Annotated in this window: 14 protein-coding genes and 4 pseudogenes; 15 read left to right on the forward strand and 3 right to left on the reverse strand. The window is 33.8% G+C overall.

Translation table 11 applies throughout. From position 1 onward, the window contains the following. Positions 1-106: 106 nt before the first annotated feature. The 8 genes and pseudogenes from Wcon_RS05635 to Wcon_RS05670 all read left to right on the forward strand — a co-directional run bounded on the left by Wcon_RS05635 (position 107) and on the right by Wcon_RS05670 (position 7138). The gene (locus Wcon_RS05635; protein ID WP_063630491.1) at positions 107-1054 is read left to right on the forward strand and encodes an IS110 family RNA-guided transposase; all 948 of its coding nucleotides are present in this window, start codon (positions 107-109) and stop codon (positions 1052-1054) included. A 225-nt stretch (positions 1055-1279) separates the two neighbouring features. Then, positions 1280-1516, forward strand: a pseudogene (locus Wcon_RS05640) (GPW/gp25 family protein); the annotation flags it as partial. 2 nt (positions 1517-1518) lie between these two features. Continuing rightward, entirely contained in the window at positions 1519-2319 is an 801-nt protein-coding gene (locus tag Wcon_RS05645; RefSeq protein WP_114517534.1) for a baseplate assembly protein, read from the forward strand. A 289-nt stretch (positions 2320-2608) separates the two neighbouring features. Then, positions 2609-3775, forward strand: a complete 1167-nt coding sequence (locus tag Wcon_RS05650) for a phage tail protein (protein WP_114517535.1) — start codon at positions 2609-2611, stop codon at positions 3773-3775. A gap of 167 nt (positions 3776-3942) precedes the next feature. Next, positions 3943-4663: pseudogene (locus tag Wcon_RS05655) on the forward strand (ankyrin repeat domain-containing protein). Positions 4664-4701: 38 nt separating this feature from the next. Further along, a pseudogene (locus Wcon_RS05660) lies at positions 4702-5176 on the forward strand (ankyrin repeat domain-containing protein). Between the two features lie 4 nt (positions 5177-5180). Continuing rightward, positions 5181-5612, forward strand: a complete 432-nt coding sequence (locus tag Wcon_RS05665; protein ID WP_114517536.1) for a DUF2924 domain-containing protein — start codon at positions 5181-5183, stop codon at positions 5610-5612. Positions 5613-5614: 2 nt separating this feature from the next. Next, entirely contained in the window at positions 5615-7138 is a 1524-nt protein-coding gene (locus tag Wcon_RS05670; protein ID WP_114517537.1) for a recombinase family protein, read from the forward strand. A 402-nt stretch (positions 7139-7540) separates the two neighbouring features. On the opposite strand, the gene Wcon_RS05675 is transcribed toward Wcon_RS05670, so the two are convergent. Then, the gene (locus tag Wcon_RS05675; RefSeq protein ID WP_114517538.1) at positions 7541-9535 is read right to left on the reverse strand and encodes an ankyrin repeat domain-containing protein; all 1995 of its coding nucleotides are present in this window, start codon (positions 9533-9535) and stop codon (positions 7541-7543) included. A gap of 968 nt (positions 9536-10503) precedes the next feature. On the opposite strand from Wcon_RS05675, the gene Wcon_RS05680 reads away from it, so the two are divergent. The 5 genes from Wcon_RS05680 to Wcon_RS05700 are packed head-to-tail and all read left to right on the forward strand — an operon-like array spanning position 10504 to position 14006. Beyond that, positions 10504-10818: a hypothetical protein gene (locus Wcon_RS05680; protein ID WP_114517539.1), complete on the forward strand. Its 315-nt coding sequence runs from the start codon at positions 10504-10506 to the stop codon at positions 10816-10818. A 47-nt stretch (positions 10819-10865) separates the two neighbouring features. Then, positions 10866-12185 carry a UvrD-helicase domain-containing protein gene (locus Wcon_RS05685; RefSeq protein WP_179947491.1) on the forward strand — a complete coding sequence of 440 codons (1320 nt, stop codon included), beginning with the start codon at positions 10866-10868 and terminating at the stop codon, positions 12183-12185. Then, positions 12098-13423, forward strand: coding sequence for an ankyrin repeat domain-containing protein (locus Wcon_RS05690; protein WP_114517541.1), 1326 nt, complete (start codon positions 12098-12100; stop codon positions 13421-13423). The genes Wcon_RS05685 and Wcon_RS05690 overlap by 88 nt, the downstream gene beginning before the upstream one ends. An 11-nt stretch (positions 13424-13434) precedes the next feature. Continuing rightward, complete coding sequence (locus tag Wcon_RS05695; protein ID WP_114517545.1) at positions 13435-13650, forward strand: ankyrin repeat domain-containing protein; 216 nt, start codon at positions 13435-13437, stop codon at positions 13648-13650. Further along, positions 13635-14006 (forward strand): hypothetical protein, encoded by a 372-nt coding sequence (locus tag Wcon_RS05700; protein WP_147269158.1) that lies wholly within the window; start codon positions 13635-13637, stop codon positions 14004-14006. The genes Wcon_RS05695 and Wcon_RS05700 overlap by 16 nt, the downstream gene beginning before the upstream one ends. Here Wcon_RS05700 and Wcon_RS05705 read toward each other — a convergent pair. After that, positions 13995-14906, reverse strand: a complete 912-nt coding sequence (locus Wcon_RS05705) for an Rpn family recombination-promoting nuclease/putative transposase (protein ID WP_114517543.1) — start codon at positions 14904-14906, stop codon at positions 13995-13997. The genes Wcon_RS05700 and Wcon_RS05705 overlap by 12 nt on opposite strands. Positions 14907-15267: 361 nt before the next feature. Here Wcon_RS05705 and wmk point away from each other — a divergent pair. Further along, a pseudogene (gene wmk, locus Wcon_RS05710) lies at positions 15268-16155 on the forward strand (WO male-killing family protein Wmk). A 170-nt stretch (positions 16156-16325) separates the two neighbouring features. Further along, positions 16326-16928: a JAB domain-containing protein gene (locus tag Wcon_RS05715; RefSeq protein ID WP_114517544.1), complete on the forward strand. Its 603-nt coding sequence runs from the start codon at positions 16326-16328 to the stop codon at positions 16926-16928. On the opposite strand, the gene Wcon_RS05720 is transcribed toward Wcon_RS05715, so the two are convergent. Next, positions 16925-18163, reverse strand: coding sequence for an IS256 family transposase (locus Wcon_RS05720; RefSeq protein WP_114516979.1), 1239 nt, complete (start codon positions 18161-18163; stop codon positions 16925-16927). The genes Wcon_RS05715 and Wcon_RS05720 overlap by 4 nt on opposite strands. Positions 18164-18228: the final 65 nt, after the last annotated feature.

The raw sequence follows: 18228 nt of genomic DNA on the forward strand, positions 1-18228 counted from the left end.
ATCAAGGTACACTAGCCCTATCTCTCGATACGTTTGAATAGTTGTGTGGGACATACATATGCACCCGTTTACAATCTTAAATTAACTAAAACTAATCGAGGTTATTATGATTACATCTTATCAAAATTTTATTGGCATTGATATCGGAAAATTTAAAAATGTTGCTGCAGTTCACAACCAAAAGAACACTATCAAGTTTGATAATAATGCTGCTGGTTGGCAACAATTGTTTCAAAATTTTTCAAATATTCTACCTAATTCTTTTGTAACTTTGGAAAATACAGGAAAATATGAGCTTGGCTTAGCACACTTTCTGGTTGATAAGAATGTTGCTGTACATCGAGCTAATACTCGCAAAGTAAAAAGCTTTACCTTATCTCATGGAATTTTAGCAAAGTCTGATCAATCAGATGCAAGAGCCCTTGCTCAATATGGATTTGAGCGTTATAGTACTCTATCTCTATTTGTGCCTATGTCAAAAGAACAAACAGCCTTAGCTGCACTTTGTCAACGTCGTGATGACCTTACACAAATAAGAGCTCAAGAGAAATGTAGACTGAAAGCACCTGAAAACGACTATATAAAAGAAAGTTGCCAAAAAACTATTGACTTTTTTAACAGTCAAATAGATGAGCTCAATGATGCCATACAAAAAATTATCGATGAGAATCCAGAGTTAAAAAAGCGCCAAAAAATCATAAGAACAGTACCAGGAATAGGTAAAAAGTTATCACAAGATTTTGTATGCTTGATGCCAGAACTTGGCTACTTAAGCAGGCAAGAAGTTGCTAGTCTTGCTGGAGTTGCCCCGCATCCAAAAGAAAGTGGTAAAGCTATTGGTTATCGCAGAATAAGTGGTGGCAGAAGGAACGTTCGTGAAAAGCTTTTTACATCTGCGATGGCTGCTTCAAGGACTAAATCTGCACTTGGTGCTTTTTATTCTGCTCTCATTGGTAGAGGTAAAAAGAAGATGGTAGTCATAACAGCTCTAATGCGCAAAATTATAGTGATTGCTAATGCAAGGCTTAAAGAAGCAATTAACGCAAATTTTTAAAATCTGCATAAGAAAATAGGTTAATGAATATGCGCGCCACACAAATTTAAAGCACATATTCATTAATCATAAGATCTAAGCAGTGGTAGTTGTTTGATATAAATTTCTTTCTGTAATGAACTAGGGTTTTTATTGCCAAAAATACGTTTTTCAATTGAATAAGAATACAAAACTATAAATAAGAGTTGTAATAAGACTAAATTCAAAAAATTTTAAAAAACATAGTTGATGAGGAGAAGTTATGGTTCAAGGCTACTTGAATTAGTTGATAAACCGATAAATAGAGATTTAACACTTGAGATATATGCAGCAACAGCAGAAGCTTTGGAAAAATGGGAAAAAAGGTTTAAATTAGAAAAAGTAAAAATTACAGAAGTAAAAGAGGGAAAAGTAACGCTTGACCTGGAAGGATTATACGTGCCAAGTGGGAAAAACATTCGCTTTGATGGGGTTGTGGTATAAAGATGCAGCAGCCAAATATTATCGAACTACTGAACTTTGAAGAGATTTTTGCTCGGATGAAAGAAGAATTAATAAGTCGAGATAAAAGTTTTACAGCACTAATTGAAAGTGACCCAGCGATGAAGATTTTAGAAGTAGCAGCCTGGAGAGAGCTTTTGCTGAGACAAAGAATAAATGAAGCGGTAAAAAGCAATTTACTCAAGTTTGCAAGGGGAGAAGAGCTTGATAATTTAGCTGAGTTTTATGGAGCAGAGAGGCAAGATGGAGAAGAAGATGAACGCTTCAGAAAAAGAATCAAGGTAAGAATAGTTGGCTCAAGCACGGGAGGGAGTAAAGAGCATTATCGGTTTCAAGCACTCTCAGCAGATAGTAGAGTAAAGGATGCGCTGGTTGAATCAAAAGTGCCAGGAAGTGTAGAGATCTCGATTTTATCCACGGAGTTATCCACAAATGGCATAACGTCAGAAGAGCTACTTGAAATTGTAAGAAAGCAAGTTACTAGAGATGATATAAGGGTTTTAACCGATACAGTAACAGTGATAGGTTGCAATATTACAGAAATAGATATTCACAGCAGAATGAGTATAAGTCCTATAATATCAAAGGAGGAAATCAAGAAGCAGTTTATTGAGAAGTTTGAAGCAAGTAGAAGGTTGGGATGGAATGTTACAAAATCATGGATAATAGCGAATCTATTTGTAGATGGTGTAGAAAACGTAGAATTAATCGAGCCAAGAGAGGATGTTGTGGTTCTGGGGAATGAGTGTACAGTGCTTGGCTACGTCAAGTTAGATAGGATTTAAAACGTATTTTTTTGCTTTGTGGAATCATAAAAGTTTTACCAAGTGAGAGGATTACGTGCAATAAGTGGTTTACTGGATAAAAATGACCAATGTTAGGGAGACGAAAGTATCGATTTTCTTCCAGAAGTTGTAATTTGTTTTTTAAAGTATGGATAATATGGTCAAATATTATGGAAAGTGTTTTTGATATTAAGAACATCTTTATTTTTGATCAGTTCTGCAATGATCTCTTGCTTACTCATAAGCTACCTAAATAAAGGAAATTAAAGCAACTTGAAAGAAAAGACAAATGAAAAGTTTATTACCGCCAAACGCAACAAAGCAAGAGCAAGCACTGGTTGATGCAACAGATTATAAGGTTGATCCAAGATGTATCAGAGGATTTAAGTTTAGTCTTAAAGAAGAAACATTGCCGTGGATAATAGAAGAATATGGTTTAGAAGAGATACTGCGTTGGGTAAAAGATAGAAGAAAAGCCGTAGTAGAAGGAGTAAAATTTCAAAGACTGAGAGGAACTCCAGCATCACTCAAAATAGCGCTCAAATGGGCAAATATAGAAGATATTACAATTATTGAGGAGCCACCTGGCAAGCACTTTTTTGAATTACAGATAGGAATAAAAGATGTTCCAAATGACTTTTTTGTAGATGTAGTAGTAGAACTTGCAAAACTATCGTTACCAGCAAGATCGCGGCTAATGAGGATGTTTAATGATTACTACAACGTTGATAGGTTTATTTTAGATGAAAGCTTTTTTGGAAATTTGTTATCGGATTACTCAGGGATAAAGGTTGAAAAGGATGGACCAGTATTATCGTTTGGAAGAGTAAATTTTTTCAGGTTTAGTGGTACATCAATTAAGGTTATAGAGAGTTATCTACGTAACCATTATGAGCAAGCATTTAGTAATGACATATATCGATTAGATATAGCAGTACTTGGAGAAACAGAGGCTCATACAAAAGATTACAAAGGCGTCTATGAAAGAAGTCATCAGTGGTATAACTTAAAAGCACTATATCCACTACCACAGAGTTTATTGCCAGAAATAAAGTTTGCGAAAGCGCAAGTTATATTATCGGACAGTTGGAATTTAGGAGAAATAAATGCGTGCTTTCCAGTTAGTAGCGTAGAAGAGAGGGGAAAAAAGTTTTTACTAGGGAGTAGCAAACTATCTGAGCAACATTGGAATTTAAAACACAAGCCAATTTTAGAAAGATTTAGCGTTACTCACAACTATAAAGTAGAAAATTATACAGATCAGAAGGTCAGAAAATATGTTTTAGCAGAACACAACGTTTACTATAAAAATGACTCAGATTCAGAGCAAAAAGACTCAATACACGAATTAGAAAATTACATTTTAGTATTTTACCCAGGAGTACTGAAGTGGCACGAACATCGACACTTGCACAGAAGTTGGAAAAATAGTCAAGTAATATCTCTAATAAGTTAAGTACTTATATTTAGATCCTCATATATTATATTAACAATAGTTTAAAGTGTATGAAATAAAAAGAAAAGGACTTGCTTTCTTATGCTAGAAAGGACATGACTTAAATAGCAGCAGGTAAACATAAGAAATTTATCTGGCGCTAGAAAAGCTAATTTTGTGAGGTAAGTATGAAGTTTAGCAAAGAAAAGAGAGAATCTTTTAGTAAGTTTTTTAAAGAAGTATCAAGTAACGGGTTTAAAAACATTAATAAAAGAAATGAAGAAGGAGAGACAATATTACACCAAGCAGTAGAAATCTCTGATTACAAAACAGTGAGATTATTAATAAAAAAAGGGGCAGAGGTAAATGCAAGAGATAAAAATGGTTATACACCACTACACTGTGCAGTATTCGCAAAGAGTTTAGAAAATGTAAAAGTGCTGCTAAGGGAAGGAGCGGAAGTAAATGCCACTCAATATGTCAGTGGATGTACGCCACTCCACTCTGCGTGCAAAATAGGAGGAGCAAAAGTTGAAATAATAAAAGAGCTAGTAAAAGCGGGAGCTGAAGTTAATCAACTGCGGTGCAACACCAATGTATTACATCTGGGAAAGTGAAAAGTATCGTCTATGTGATAGCAAAGAGAGTGAAGAGGCGAGTAAATTTCTGAGAGAAAAAGGTGGAATAACAAAAAGCAGAGAACTGACGTGCTATGGAATAGAGAGGCTAGTGGGAGAAATAGCAGACATGTTGAATGGGAGTTATTTGCCGGAGTTAAAAATAATAGAGATAGAAGAAATAAGGAAGAGAGACAAATCACTGATAAAGGAAGAATGTAAAAATTTAGCAAGCAAAATAATGAGCCAAGTGAACGAAATGATAGATGAGGTAGCGAAAAGGAAGGTTTAAAAGAGGGATTTAAATTTAAAGAAAAGGTGAGGTGGATTATGTTAAAGCTTGGCAAATTTAATAAGTCAGCAAAAGAATTATTAGAGAACTCATATGAAAATATTTATGAAAGAGACGAGAAGGAAAGAACAGCTCTGCATTATGCAGTAGACGCAAAAACAGTGAAGTTGTTAGTTGAAAAAGGAGTGAATGTGAATGCAGCAGATGTGAAAGGATACACAGCACTGCACCTAGCGGTAACGGAGAAACGTCTAGAAATCGTGAGGGAATTGATAAAATCAGGAGCAGACGTAAATGCTGAGGAATATGGAAATAAATGCATACCTCTACACCTTGCGTGCATGGTAGGTGAAAAAGAAATAGTGGAGGAGCTAGTGAAAGCTGGAGGAGAAATAGAGCAAGCGGATAAATTTGGAATGACAGCGATGGATTATGCGAAAAACCAGTAAAGAAGTAACTGAAGTATTGAAGAAAGAAATAGACAGAATTGAAAAGTTATTTATGAAAGGCTAAAAATATGGAGGAAGAAATAGAAAAGAAAGTAATGAATTTAGAGAGAAAACCTTTGGGTGAGCTGAGAAAAATATGGAAGAAGGTATATGGAGAAGAAGCGCCTAGATACTCAAAGAAATATCTGATACCGAGATTAGCTTATAGAATGCAGGAAAAAGCGTATGGAGAAATGTCAAGAAAGGGGACAAAAAGACTAGAGTATCTGGCAGATCGGCTAGAGAAAGGAAAAAGAATAAGTAGCGATAAATTACCAGTAGAAGGGACAGAATTAATACTAGAGAGAGGGGAAGAAACGCATGCGGTGATGGTAACAGATAAGGGTTTAATCTACAGAGAAGAATTTTTCACATCATTATCAGCAGTAGCCGGGAAAATAATGGGAATGAGTTACAATGGCCCTTTATTATTTGGCATGCGTGATAAAAATGGAAGTTGAAAATGCTAAAAGAAGTAAGATGTGCGATATATACGAGAAAATCAAATGAAGATGGTCTAGAACAAAAGTTTAACAGTCTTGATGCGCAGCGAGTAGCATGTGAGAAGTACATAAAGAGCAGAGAGGGCTGGGTAGCATTGGCTAAAAGGTACGATGATGGAGGGTATTCAGGAAAGAATTTAGAAAGACCAGCAATAAAGGAATTGTTTGAAGATGTAAAAAAAGGAGAGGTAGATTGTGTAGTAGTGTACACACTAGACAGACTATCAAGAGAAACAAAAGACAGCATCGAAGTAACATCATTTTTTAGAAGACATAGAGTAAATTTTGTAGCAGTAACGCAGATATTTGACAATAATACGCCAATGGGAAAATTTGTACAAACGGTATTGTCAGGAGCAGCACAACTAGAAAGAGAAATGATCGTAGAAAGGGTAAAAAATAAAATAGCAACATCAAAAGAACAGGGATTGTGGATGGGGGGAACTTTGCCACTGGGGTATGATGTAAAAGATAAAGAATTAATGATAAATGAGAAAGAAGCAAAAACAGTGAAGCATATATTTGAAAGATATTTGGAGCTGAAGTCAATGGCAGGACTGGCAAGGGAATTAAACAGAGAAGGATACCGAACAAAATCAGATATCTTTAAAAAAGCGACGGTAAGGAGAATAATAACAAATCCAATATATATGGGAAAAATACGGCATTATGAAAACCAGTATGAGGGAAAGCATGAAGCAATAATAGAAGAGGAAAAGTGGAAAAAAGCACAGGAATTAATAAGGAATCAGCCATATAGAAAAGCAAAATATGAGGAAGCGCTGCTTAGGGGAATAATTAAGTGTAAGAGCTGTAGTGTAAATATGACGCTGACGTATGCAAAAAAAGAGAATAAGAGATATCGATATTACGTATGCAACAATCATTTAAGGGGAAAAGGTTGTGAATCAATAAACAGAACTATAGTAGCGGGAGAAGTGGAAAAAGAAGTGATGAAGAGAGCTGAACGCCTATATGAAAATTTGGAAGAAAAAGCGGAAGGGTGGAAAAATTTAAGTTTTGGAAAGCAGAAGGAAGTAGTGAAAAAGCTAATAAGAACAGTATTGATAGAAGAAGATGGAATAGAAGTGCATTCTGAGTCAGAAAAGACATTTATACCAATGTGGTTAAAAAAGAAAGGAAACAAATGCACAGTAATCGAACCAGAAGGCAAAACAAATAATGCGTTATTCAAAGCAGTGGTGAGAGCTCACCTATGGAAACGTCAGCTAGAGGAGGGAAAATACGCAAATATAAAAGAACTGAGTGCCAAAATTAATATAGGTGCAAGACGTATACAGCAAATTTTAAGGCTGAATTATTTAGCACCAAAAATTAAAGAAGACATAGTAAATGGGAGACAACCGAGAGATTTGAAATTAGTTGATTTGAGAGAAATACCGGTGTTATGGAGTGAGCAGATGGAGAAGTTTTACGATCTTAATTTACAAAAGCAACAGGAGATGGATGTGCCAGAAAATTAAAAGTATTGCAAAAGGAGCTGCTACAAATGGCCATGCCAAAAGATGTTGAGAAAGTCAAAATTGATGTAGAAGAACAAATCAATGTTACAGAAACTGACACTCAATTGTATAAAATATCAATATAAATGATGAGTATTTTAGCATACTGAATGTAACAGTGGTAGAAAATTTATCCAATTTTAGCTGCATATTTTAATAGTAGATCTGGAAAAAAATTCTGTAAAAGGTCAGCTCAGCCAATCGTGTTTTGATACAGCGTTAGTATCTCATATCCTAAAAATACACCTTGTGGCCAGCTGCTGTATAATGACATCTCATTTTCCTGAAAAACAACATAAAAGATTATGGATATCGATTCGACTTCTTTGCAATAATTTATGTTTAAATAATAATTTTCAACTTTTATGGCAAATTAGCAATTTTTCCCTTAGAATCAGAAACTCTTCTTAATTCTTCACGTTCTGCCCACGAAATTTTCCTCTTGTTAGATTCGCTTATTACTTCAGGACGCATTAATCCACCAGATCTAGCGAAAACACCTTGGTCTATGGCTTCAATGACTGATAAACCTCCTAATAAGCAATTTTGCCCTATTTCTTCATCACTTTCTACTTCTTCATTGTAACTTTCTATTTCACCGAGTAGAAGTAGGTCTTCATTACTCACTTCTACTCTTATCCAATTTTTATTTGTCTCATGAGGATATAATCTAACTTCTAATTCTCCCAAACTAGTATAGAAAGTTAATACTATACTGCTACCTTCTGTAAGATCTGTGTAATTCCTTATACCGTTTTCGGTTTTAATTTCTACTTCACTTTTACCGATCTTTACTATATTTCTTCCACATTTTACATCTCCATGGGTTAGACCCAAACCCTTTGTCCCATCTGTTATCTTTGTAATGTCTATTTTACTATCTTTAGAATATTCTAAATAAAAAACGGAGTTGTCTACTCTTGCATCTTTTAGCTTGCTAGTGGTTGCACTTTTTGCGACTTCAATAAACTTATGAGAATTGCTAATATAATCTCTATATGCTTTTTTCATGTTAGTTCTATGCTCTTTAAATTCTGATGTCAGTGTGTTAATCATATTAGCGTCAACTGTATTACCAAACACTGCTCCTTTTGATACTAATTGACATATTATACTACTAGCAACTTTAGGATTTTTTTCCAACTCACTGATTTTCCTTATCATATAGTCAGTAAAACTGTACTCAGTATCTAAAAAGTAATCTTGCAAAGAAGAATAATTTAAACGTACACCAAACTTTATAGCATCATTTACAATCTTTTCAAGTTCAACCATGTTTCGAGCCTGAAATGCCTTATCAAAAAACTCATTTAGCTTTTCCTTTTGATTTGAAGTTAAATTAACGAGTAATTTACTGGCCTGTCCTTTCTTTTGCTGATGATAAATAATATTTATACCATAATCTAATGCTCCTGCTTCTAGAAATATTTTTCTTAGCTCTTGAGCAAGATCTTCATTGTCCCAAGCAAAACTGTCAACATACGAAAACACTTTTGATTCACCCATTCCTTGCCGAACATTTAGCACCACTTTTAGGTCTGAATCTCTTTTATGCTTACTTAAAAACTCCTTTAAATTTTTAGTGCAGTCTGAATCATATACAAGTAAGTCATACAATTGCTTATTCAACTTTTTCTGTTTATCAGTTAAGAATAATTCTTCTATATTATAGCAGAGTTTATTAATTGCTGTTTGTTGTGGAGTTTTTCCCTTCCTATTTGGTATGTTAGGGTTAGCTCCTTTCAATAGGAGAGAGTTTGCATTATAGTAATGATCTTTGGCAGCAGCAAGGTATAATGGTGTTTTTCCTTTACTATCTTGTATGTTAGGATCTGCACCTGCTTCTAAGAGTAAATCTATAGCCTGATTTTCTGGACGACAAAATCCACCAATATTTGCTCCTGCAATCGCATGTAATACTGTTGATTCAGATTCTCCTCTTTTGAGGTTAAGAATTACTTTTAAATCTTTATCATTTTTATTCTTACGTAAGAATTCTTCAAGAGGTTCAGTATTATCAAATGAACCACAGTTAGAAGCTAAACATTTTAGAGCATTGAGTAACTTCTTATTCAACTTTTTTTGACTTGGGGTAAGATTATGATCCAGAGCAAACCAAACACAAATTTGTTCACTTAGTGCAAGTTTGCTGTCCATTAAAGATGGTGGTTCTTTATAGTTTCTAACTGATGGTAAACCTCCTGAGTACCACATATCATTCATCAGTTCATTTAATAAATGCTCTTTAGACGATAGATGTTCTATAATGGATTCATATTCAATATCATATATTTTTAGTTTGGATTTTGGCTTTAGTTGATTGATGATAGATTTTATCATCCTAATATACTCACTCATACTTACCCCTCTAAACATAATATATTATATGCGATATATAACATTAAGTCAATAACCATAATCTTTTTACTACTCATATTTTTGTTAAGTTTTTATGCTGAATAATGCTAATGTGTATAGATAGGTTAAAAATTGCTTATGACTGCAAGTTTGAGCTAGTTTTACTCTATTTAACAAAATTGAGAAACCACTTATATTTAATATCACTATTATAAGAATATGATGGATTATGCTTTAAAGGGGTACAAAAACTGCTGAAGTTTTTACAGCAAACTTGTATGGAGCAACTTCAGCAGAATAAACAAACATATGCTAGTATTAGTAGAGAATTATTTACAAGTCAACTAATTTTTTTTAAAATATTTTAGTGAAGATACCATGCTAGTTAGTGTTATAAGGAATTGAATTATTGACTCTTTTTAAAATTGCAAAAAAGATCGTATATTTGTGAGAACAAGCAGCGTAAAATAAGGTTGCAAAAATAAAAAGGTAAGGTTATTGCAACAAAATTAGGTAAATTAGTTCATATCTAAATGTGGCTGAAATAGGCTAATATAGCTGATTTTAGCGTATAATGAAATCACCATATAAAAAAATTCGAACGGTACACTTGGTAGTCCAATCCATCCCAAGAAAAACACTTCTCACGTTTCTTGGTTTTGCTTGCTGGAAATGGTTATTTTGCTTGAGATTTTAATAATATATAATGCTAAATTAACAATAATTTATCTAGAGATAACAGAGAAATTTATGATAATTGTGTATTTTCAATAAAAAAAATTTTTCTATTAGTATAGTTCTTTTTGTAAAAAATGTTTTTAGCTTTTTCATCACTTTATTGCTCAAATAAACTAAAGTATTGATAAAATGACAAAATATATATATTATCGAATAGTAAGAATCATCAGATGAAATCTAATTGGTTGTTTATGGTATCTATTGGGTTGGGTTATTTTAGGTAGTAAGTTATGTATTCTATATTTTATTGTAAGGGGTTTAATGACCATGATTTAGGTGATGGCGAAAGTCCTTTAAGAAAAAAGTTCAATGCAATAATTGAAGATTTAGAAGAAAATAAAAGTACAAATCAGGGAGATATAAAGCTAATACGTGGAAAGGGAGGTGTTAAGTATTTTCGGGCTAAATTAAGTGATAGGAACAGATTATTATTTAAGGCTATGAAGCATGGTGACAAAGATATTTTTGTTATTTTAGAAGTGATTCTGAATCATGATTACAGAAGGTCAAAATTCTTAACAGATGAAAAAAAATTGAAAACATAAAAATAATAGATCAAAACAGTAAAGAAGTTTCTGATAGTACGGGTGAAGTGAAGATTAGAGATGCTCCACAAGTCTGTTGTTTAGGTAAATTTATCACTCTTAGTGCAAAGCAAGAAGATATAGTTGAAAATGCTAAAGATTTACCTTTAGTTGTTAGTGGATCTGCTGGTAGTGGAAAGACATCTGTAGCTTTGGAAAAACTAAGGAAAATAGAAGAGGAATTTAAGAAAGGAAGAATTTTATATATTACCAAGTCTGAAAATCTTATAAAACGATCAAAAGAATTGTATGAATATGTATACTGGGATGAAACTGCTAATGACTTCAAGATTGGCATTCCAGATAGAATTGAGTTCTTGTCTCTTCATGAGTTTCTTGAAAAGCAAGCAGAAGGTATAAAAGGAAAGAAGCCAGTTGATAGAAATAAGTTTTTTTCATGGTTCAATGAAATATGCAAGAAAGATAAATTTAAAGAATATAAAAAAGATGGAGATAAAATATTCGAAGAATTTACAGCTGTGATAGCTGGAGGAGGCTTAAAAAAAGAGCAATATAAAAAGTTAGGAAGTAGACAAGCTATATTTTCCAAAGAGGAAAGAGAGCATATCTATAGTCTTTTTGAAGATTATAAGAAGTTCATAGAAAAAGATTCAGAGTATTATGATCCTAATCTTATCGCTCATAAGTGTACTGAAGAAAAAGTTTATAATGTAGTTGTTATAGATGAAGTCCAAGATTTAACTGAAAGCACATTGAGTTCAATATTGAAGAGTTTAAAAGATGGAAGTAAGGATAATTTTTTATTATGTGGCGATGTTAATCAAGTGATACATCCTAGTTTTTTTTCTCTATCTAAGTTGAAGTCTTTTCTCCATAAAAATGCTGCTGACAAAGAACCATCAGTTTGTTTTCTTGAAAAGAACTATCGTAATAGCCAGCAAGTTATTGAATTATCCAATCGTATATTACACTTTAAGAATTATTGTTTTGCTTCAGAAGATAAGATAACAGAAGAGGAAAAAAAGCTTTTTTTCATGAAAAGTGATACTGAGAACGAGGGTAATGTCGACTTTACCGCTGAGGATAAAGAGCAAGAGATGGCAAGAAAAGTACCTGAGTCGATAAATTGGGCTGTTTTAGTTCTGAATGATGAGAGTAAAGAAGATGCTAGTAGATTGTTTAACACTCCACTTGTGTTTAATATACATGAAGCCAAAGGCTTGGAGTTTAAGAATGTGATTCTTTACAAGTTTATGTCCCATGAAGCTTACAATGAAGTATGGAATATAGCAAAAAAAAGACAGGTGAAGCGAAGATTGAAAATGCTATTAAGAAAATCCGTGATTCGTATCACGCAAAGAATGTGAAAACTTCAAGAAATAAGGATAAGGGAGATAAATCTTCTGAGGAATATAAATTCTATATGAATGCCCTGTATGTTGGAGTTACTCGAGCTATTAATAGTGTCTATGTTATAGGTAATGAACGAAAGTGTAATTTATTGCGGATAATAAAATCGGAGAGAGTTAGTAATACAGATATTAAGAAAGAAGAATCTACTCCTGAAGAATGGAGAAATATGGCGCTAGAGTTAATAGATAAAGGAAACATAGAGCAAGCTAAAAGTATAGAAGAAAAATTGCGACAAGAAGGGAAAGAAGAATACGCTGAAGAGATCATAAGCGCATTGAAAGCCAAGGGATGTTATGTAGAGTCAGATAAGGACAAGCAAGCAAGTTCAGAGTTAAAAACAGAGCCTCAAAAGTCCTCAACTATGGTTCCACAAAGTGAAAAACGTAAACAGAGTTCAAATAAGAAAAAGAAATTAACAAAAAAGGAATTAGAAGAAAATACAAATATGTTATTTTTAGCTTTTAAAGAGGGTATGTTCGAATTGGTTGAACGCTTGATTAGTCAAGGAGTTAATGTTAATGCTAGGGATCAGAGAGGTTTTACTCCTTTATGTTACTCAGTATTAAGTGATTATCAAGATATAGCTGAACTTCTTCTACAACATAGGGCTAGTGTCGATGCTAAGAGTACCGGAGCTGAAACAAAAGGTAACACTCCTTTACATTTTGCACTTGGAAGAAGTTCTCATAATATGATTAAACTTCTTCTGCAGTATGGAGCCGATGTTAATGCTAGAGATCATACAGGTAATAGCTCCTTACATTATGCAGCAAGTGATGGTTCTCATCAAGATATTGTTAAACTTTTGTTACAGCATGGGGCTATTATTGATGCTAGGAATAGGGAAAATAATACTCCTTTACATATAGCAGTAAACAGAGATCATGAAGATACAGTTAGCCTTCTTTTACAGTATAGAGCTGATGCTGATGCTAAAGGTGGTGATAAAGGTTATACTCCTTTATATTTAGCAGCAGGAAGAGGTCATAAGAGTATAGCTAAACTTTTTCTGGAGCATGGAGCTGATGTCAATGCTGCTACGAGTGAAGGTCGTACTCCTTTACATGCGGCAGTACAAGAAGGGCATTATGCCATAGTTAAGCTTCTTCTGGAGCGTGGAGCTAATGTTAATGCTAAGGCTGAAGGTATTACTCCTTTACATCTGGCAGCACCAAAAGGTAAAAGGATGTAGTTGAACTTCTTCTGGAGCATGGAGCTGATGTTAATGCTAAGGCTGAAGGTATTACTCCTTTACATGCGGCAGCACAAGAAGGTCATTCTGAGTTAGTTAACCTTCTACTTGTTGATTCAAATATTAATGTTGGTTGTGTAGGTCTTAAAATTATTAGTAAGGAAAAAGCAGACAAAAGAAAACTTGTTCAAAAAAAGTTCAAGATGACGTGTTGTTTAAAAAGGTAAAAGAAGCGGCAGAAAAAATGAAAGATGGGGGTGAGCTAGGTGAATCATTAAAAGAAGAGCTGGAGAATTTACTGAAGCCAGAAAGTGAACATGGTTTTAAGCCAAGTTTGAATTACTCTCCAGATGGTGATGATAAAAATACGACTATTAAAATTGCTATTAAAGCTGGTGGAAAGTTACTGCAGCTCTTATATGATTATGCTAAAGAGAATATAGGAGTAGATACTAAAATATTTAAACGACTTAAACAGGCTAAAGAACAACAAGAAAACTCTCAGCCTAAGAGTAATTTGAATGATATTTTCTGCAATTTGGCTCAAGCTCAGACTTCAATTACACAAAATTTAATTTCTTAACTTCTGAATTTCATCCACAGGAAGGCCGGTAGTTTGCGATACAACGTCAATAGAGATGCCAGCTTTAAGTAAGTTTTTTGCAACTTCAATTTTACCTTCAATTTTACCTTTTTGATGGCCGATTTGGATGCCTTCTTGTCTACCTTCTTGTCTACCTTCATGTTTAGCATCATCGAGTTTTTGAGCAAGGACAGCCTGTTCATCACGAATACGCTTTATCTCTTGTTCATAGGCAATAAATTCTTTTTCTGACCAATTGAACCTATTTAGTTCTTCATATGCTCTTTTAATTATTAGATCACTTCCTATTATTCTCTCTAGCTCTTCTTCACTAGTTTCGTCTGCATATCTAAAGAAGTAGACCCATTTTTCAACTATACTTGAAAGCTGATCTTCTTTGGTTTTTGGAAATTTAGGCAACTCAATAAATATAAAGTAAAAATCTTTTAGATCATGTTCATTAGTATCTTCATCGCGAATAGTGTGCTTTGATTTGTACTCATACTTATCAGGAAATAAAATACAATCTGCTATAGCAATAAAGATAATTTCCTTAAGGTCATGATATTGATCACCTTTATCAGCTTGTCTTGAGTAAGCTTTAGCAGCATAGTATTGTGCACGTTTTTCAAAGCCTTTAGTTTTAGCAACCTGCATTTCGACTATCACTTGCAGCCCATTTTCATCTCTACAAAGAACATCAACAATGCTTTGTTTTTTAGAAGCAATATCAGGGTCTTGAATAGTACTTAAGAACTCTATATCCTTTATTGTACTTTTGCCAGTGAAGCCAAGGATATCATTAAGGAAGTGAATAAGAATGTCCTTATTTTTTTCAGTGCCAAAGATGCGCTTGAACGATATATCATTTTTTGGATCGAGAAACTTCGAAAGAGCCATAGGAAATCCACTTAAAAAGCATTAATAATTATACACAATTGTGAAGAAATATTCAACGTTTTTATGCTAAAGTCTATTAAAGTTAGCAAAATTTCAAGAGTTGGGAAAAATTACCTTCATAGATAACCCTAGTATGCACCTTAGACGCCCTTTTGTAGATCTTTTTATCAACTCTTCTATAAGGTATATTAAAATGCCAACAAATGGATTCATGATTTAGCAGCCTCAAAGATACCTATTTAAAGTGTGAACTTCTTCGCTTGTCATAGCATAGGCATTTAATATACTAGTTCTCAACAAAGGTAACATATGCTAGAAAATTTCTATCTAAAACTTTTAAAATTGCAGGTTATGAAAAAGAATGACCGTTAGCTATACTAATTCTTTAGATCACGAAGTGGGAGAGAAAGTAAGAAGTTGGAGGTTAAAGCGAGGTTATACTCAAAAGGATTTAGCAGAGAAAATCGGTGTAACATATCAAATAGTACTACAATATGAAAAAGGAACACGTAAAATTTCGATTGAGAAGATATACGCTATAGTAGAAGCATTGTCGGTAAGTATTACTGATCTCATTCCTGTATCAAATGAAAAAAGCTGTCTTGAAGATGAGGGAGAGGAAATATTAGATTTAGTGAGAGAATATAAGAAGATTAACGATCAGGAGTTACGTAGAATGTTTTGTTTACTAACCAAATTTGTTCAAGTCAGTGAAAAAAGTAGCAGGAAAGCAGAGAAAATAAAAATTGCAAAGAAAGCAGGAGTTTCTGTTGATATTGTTGCAAAAACAGTTGGTCTCTCTGCTCATGAATGTGTTGAAGAAAAAACGGGTTCTATCTACTACCAAATAGGAAAAAAGATAAAAGAATGGACGGGAATATACTCAGAAGGATTTAGCAGAAAAAATGAGGTGATGAAATAAGCAACTATGAGCAAGGACGTGTGGCCATTCCACTGGAAAAATTATATGCAATAGCAGAAACATTATCAATTAGCATTACAGATCTGCTCATAGAAGAAGATGAGATAGTAGAAAATGAACTACCTGATTTAATAAAAGAATACAAAAAGATTGAAAGTCAAGAACTACGTAATGCATTAATAAGATCTCTATTTGAAGGCATACGGATTTGCGAAGAAAAAGTGAAAAGAGCAGAAAATTGCAAAGAACTTAGTTAAAAAAGGAATTTCTACCGATATTATTTTGCAAATAACAGGCCTCTTTTTAGGCGAAATTCAACAAATTTAAAATAACAAATCATTATGTATTAATATTTTCACTTCTTGATGAAAAAATAAGTAAAAAAGATTTAAAAATTGATTTGACTTCACTCGAAAGCTATGGCTCTATGCCAATGCTGATAAAAAAACAGCAGTAAATATTTAAAAAAAGTTTGTTGTTAGTGAAGGGTAAATTATATGAATAAAAGTAAAGAAGAAATCGAATTCAGAATATTAGAAAGCAAAGGCAAAGCACTACTTGATCGTGAAATAATGGAAACGTTTCTAAGTGCAGTACATGAAAGACCACAGGCTCAAGAAATTGCTAAAAATCTGGTGAATAGCTATACGGGAGTAGGAAGGATTTTAGGTCGAGAAATGGATGACCTGAAAGTCATAGAAGGAGTAACTGATTCTGCAGTGGCAATGATTATGTGTGTTAAGGAAACACTAGAAAGGGTACTGAGAGAAAAGCTCAAAAGTGAGCCAATAATGGACTTACAAGGGCTAGTAGAGTACTTAAACGTAAGTATAGGTCACGCAGAGAGGGAATGTGTAAAAATATTGTATTTGAATAAAAGGCGCCAATTAATCGGAGAAGAATCCTATATTGGTGAAATGGAAAAAGCACCGGTGTACATAAAGGAGATTACAAGAAAGGCATTAATAAAAAATACAACATCAATAATAATGTCACATAACCATCCTGGAGGAAGTTTAGAACCTTCAGAAGAAGATCAAGAAGTAACAAAGAGCTTAGCAGGGGAATGTTCAAAAAAGTGTGTCAAGCCGCATTTTTAGTTCAACTCAATTTTCAACCTATCTGGAAAGAAAATATCAAGTTGAGACATAGTTAAAGCCCAATTAGGGAGAGCCATAATCCACTTTTGCTCTACCTTTTTTATAGCACAATATACCTGTTTGTACAAGGCATTTGTACTAGTAAATGAACCCTTAGTTTTAGTAAATTTCCTGATTTGTCTATGCAACCCCTCAATTGGATTAGTGGTGTAAATCAGCTTCCTAACTGGCCCAGAATACTTAAAATAACTGGATAAGTTTTCCCAATTGTTCTGCCAGGATTTTATAACTAAAGGATACTTTTCTCCCCATTTTCCTTCCAGCTCAAGCAGATAATTCTCAGCAATTTCTTTACTTGAAGCACGATATATTTTTTTCAGATCATTCATGAAAACTTTCACATCTTTACTGGATACATATTTCAGAGAATTTCTTATTTGGTGTACTATACATAGCTGCACTTCTGCACTGGGAAATACACTGTTGATGGCTGCAGGAAAGCTTTTTAGCCCATCTACACATGCAATCAGAATATCTTCTACTCCTCTTTCTTTGAGGTTATTTAGCACTTCCAACCAAAAGTTAGCTCCTTCACTTTCAGCCAAATAAAAGCCCAGGACTTCTTTTCTGCCATTTTGGTCTATGCCCAATATATTGTACATACATTTACTTACGCAATGTCCATCCTCCTTGACCTTAAAGAACATCCCATCCATAAATACTATCGGGTATACTGATTGCAGTGGACGACTACGCCATTCATTGATTATAGGCAGTAATTTGTCGGTAATACTTGATATCTCTGCTACCGATATTTTGTGATCATAAATTTCCTCAACGTGTGACGCTATATCTCTATAGCTCATACCACTGGCAAATGTGCTCAAAATCTTCGTTTCAAGCTCTGGATGTAAGCTTGTTTGCCTTTTTTTGACTATTTGCGGCTCAAAACTTCCTTCTCTATCTCTTGGCGTTAACAGCTCAAATGAACCTGCACTTGTACGTAAAGTCTTTCCATTCCTCCCATTTCTGCGATTATTTTCTTCACTTTCAGCTAATAAATGGTTTTCTATTTCACCTTCTAGACTCGCCTCCAGCAGCTTTTTTATAAATGGTGTTAATGCTCCCTCCTTTCCTGTCAACGGTCTTCCTTCTCGTATAGACGACAGGATATTTGTTTCCAACTCTTTATAATCTACCAATCCGTTAGTTCTGTTTACTACTTTTTGACTCATTGTCAAACCTCCATTTTTTTATATCAATTTATTACTTTTTTTCGGTTTGACACACTTTTTTGAAC

Source organism: Wolbachia endosymbiont of Cylisticus convexus (assembly GCF_003344345.1).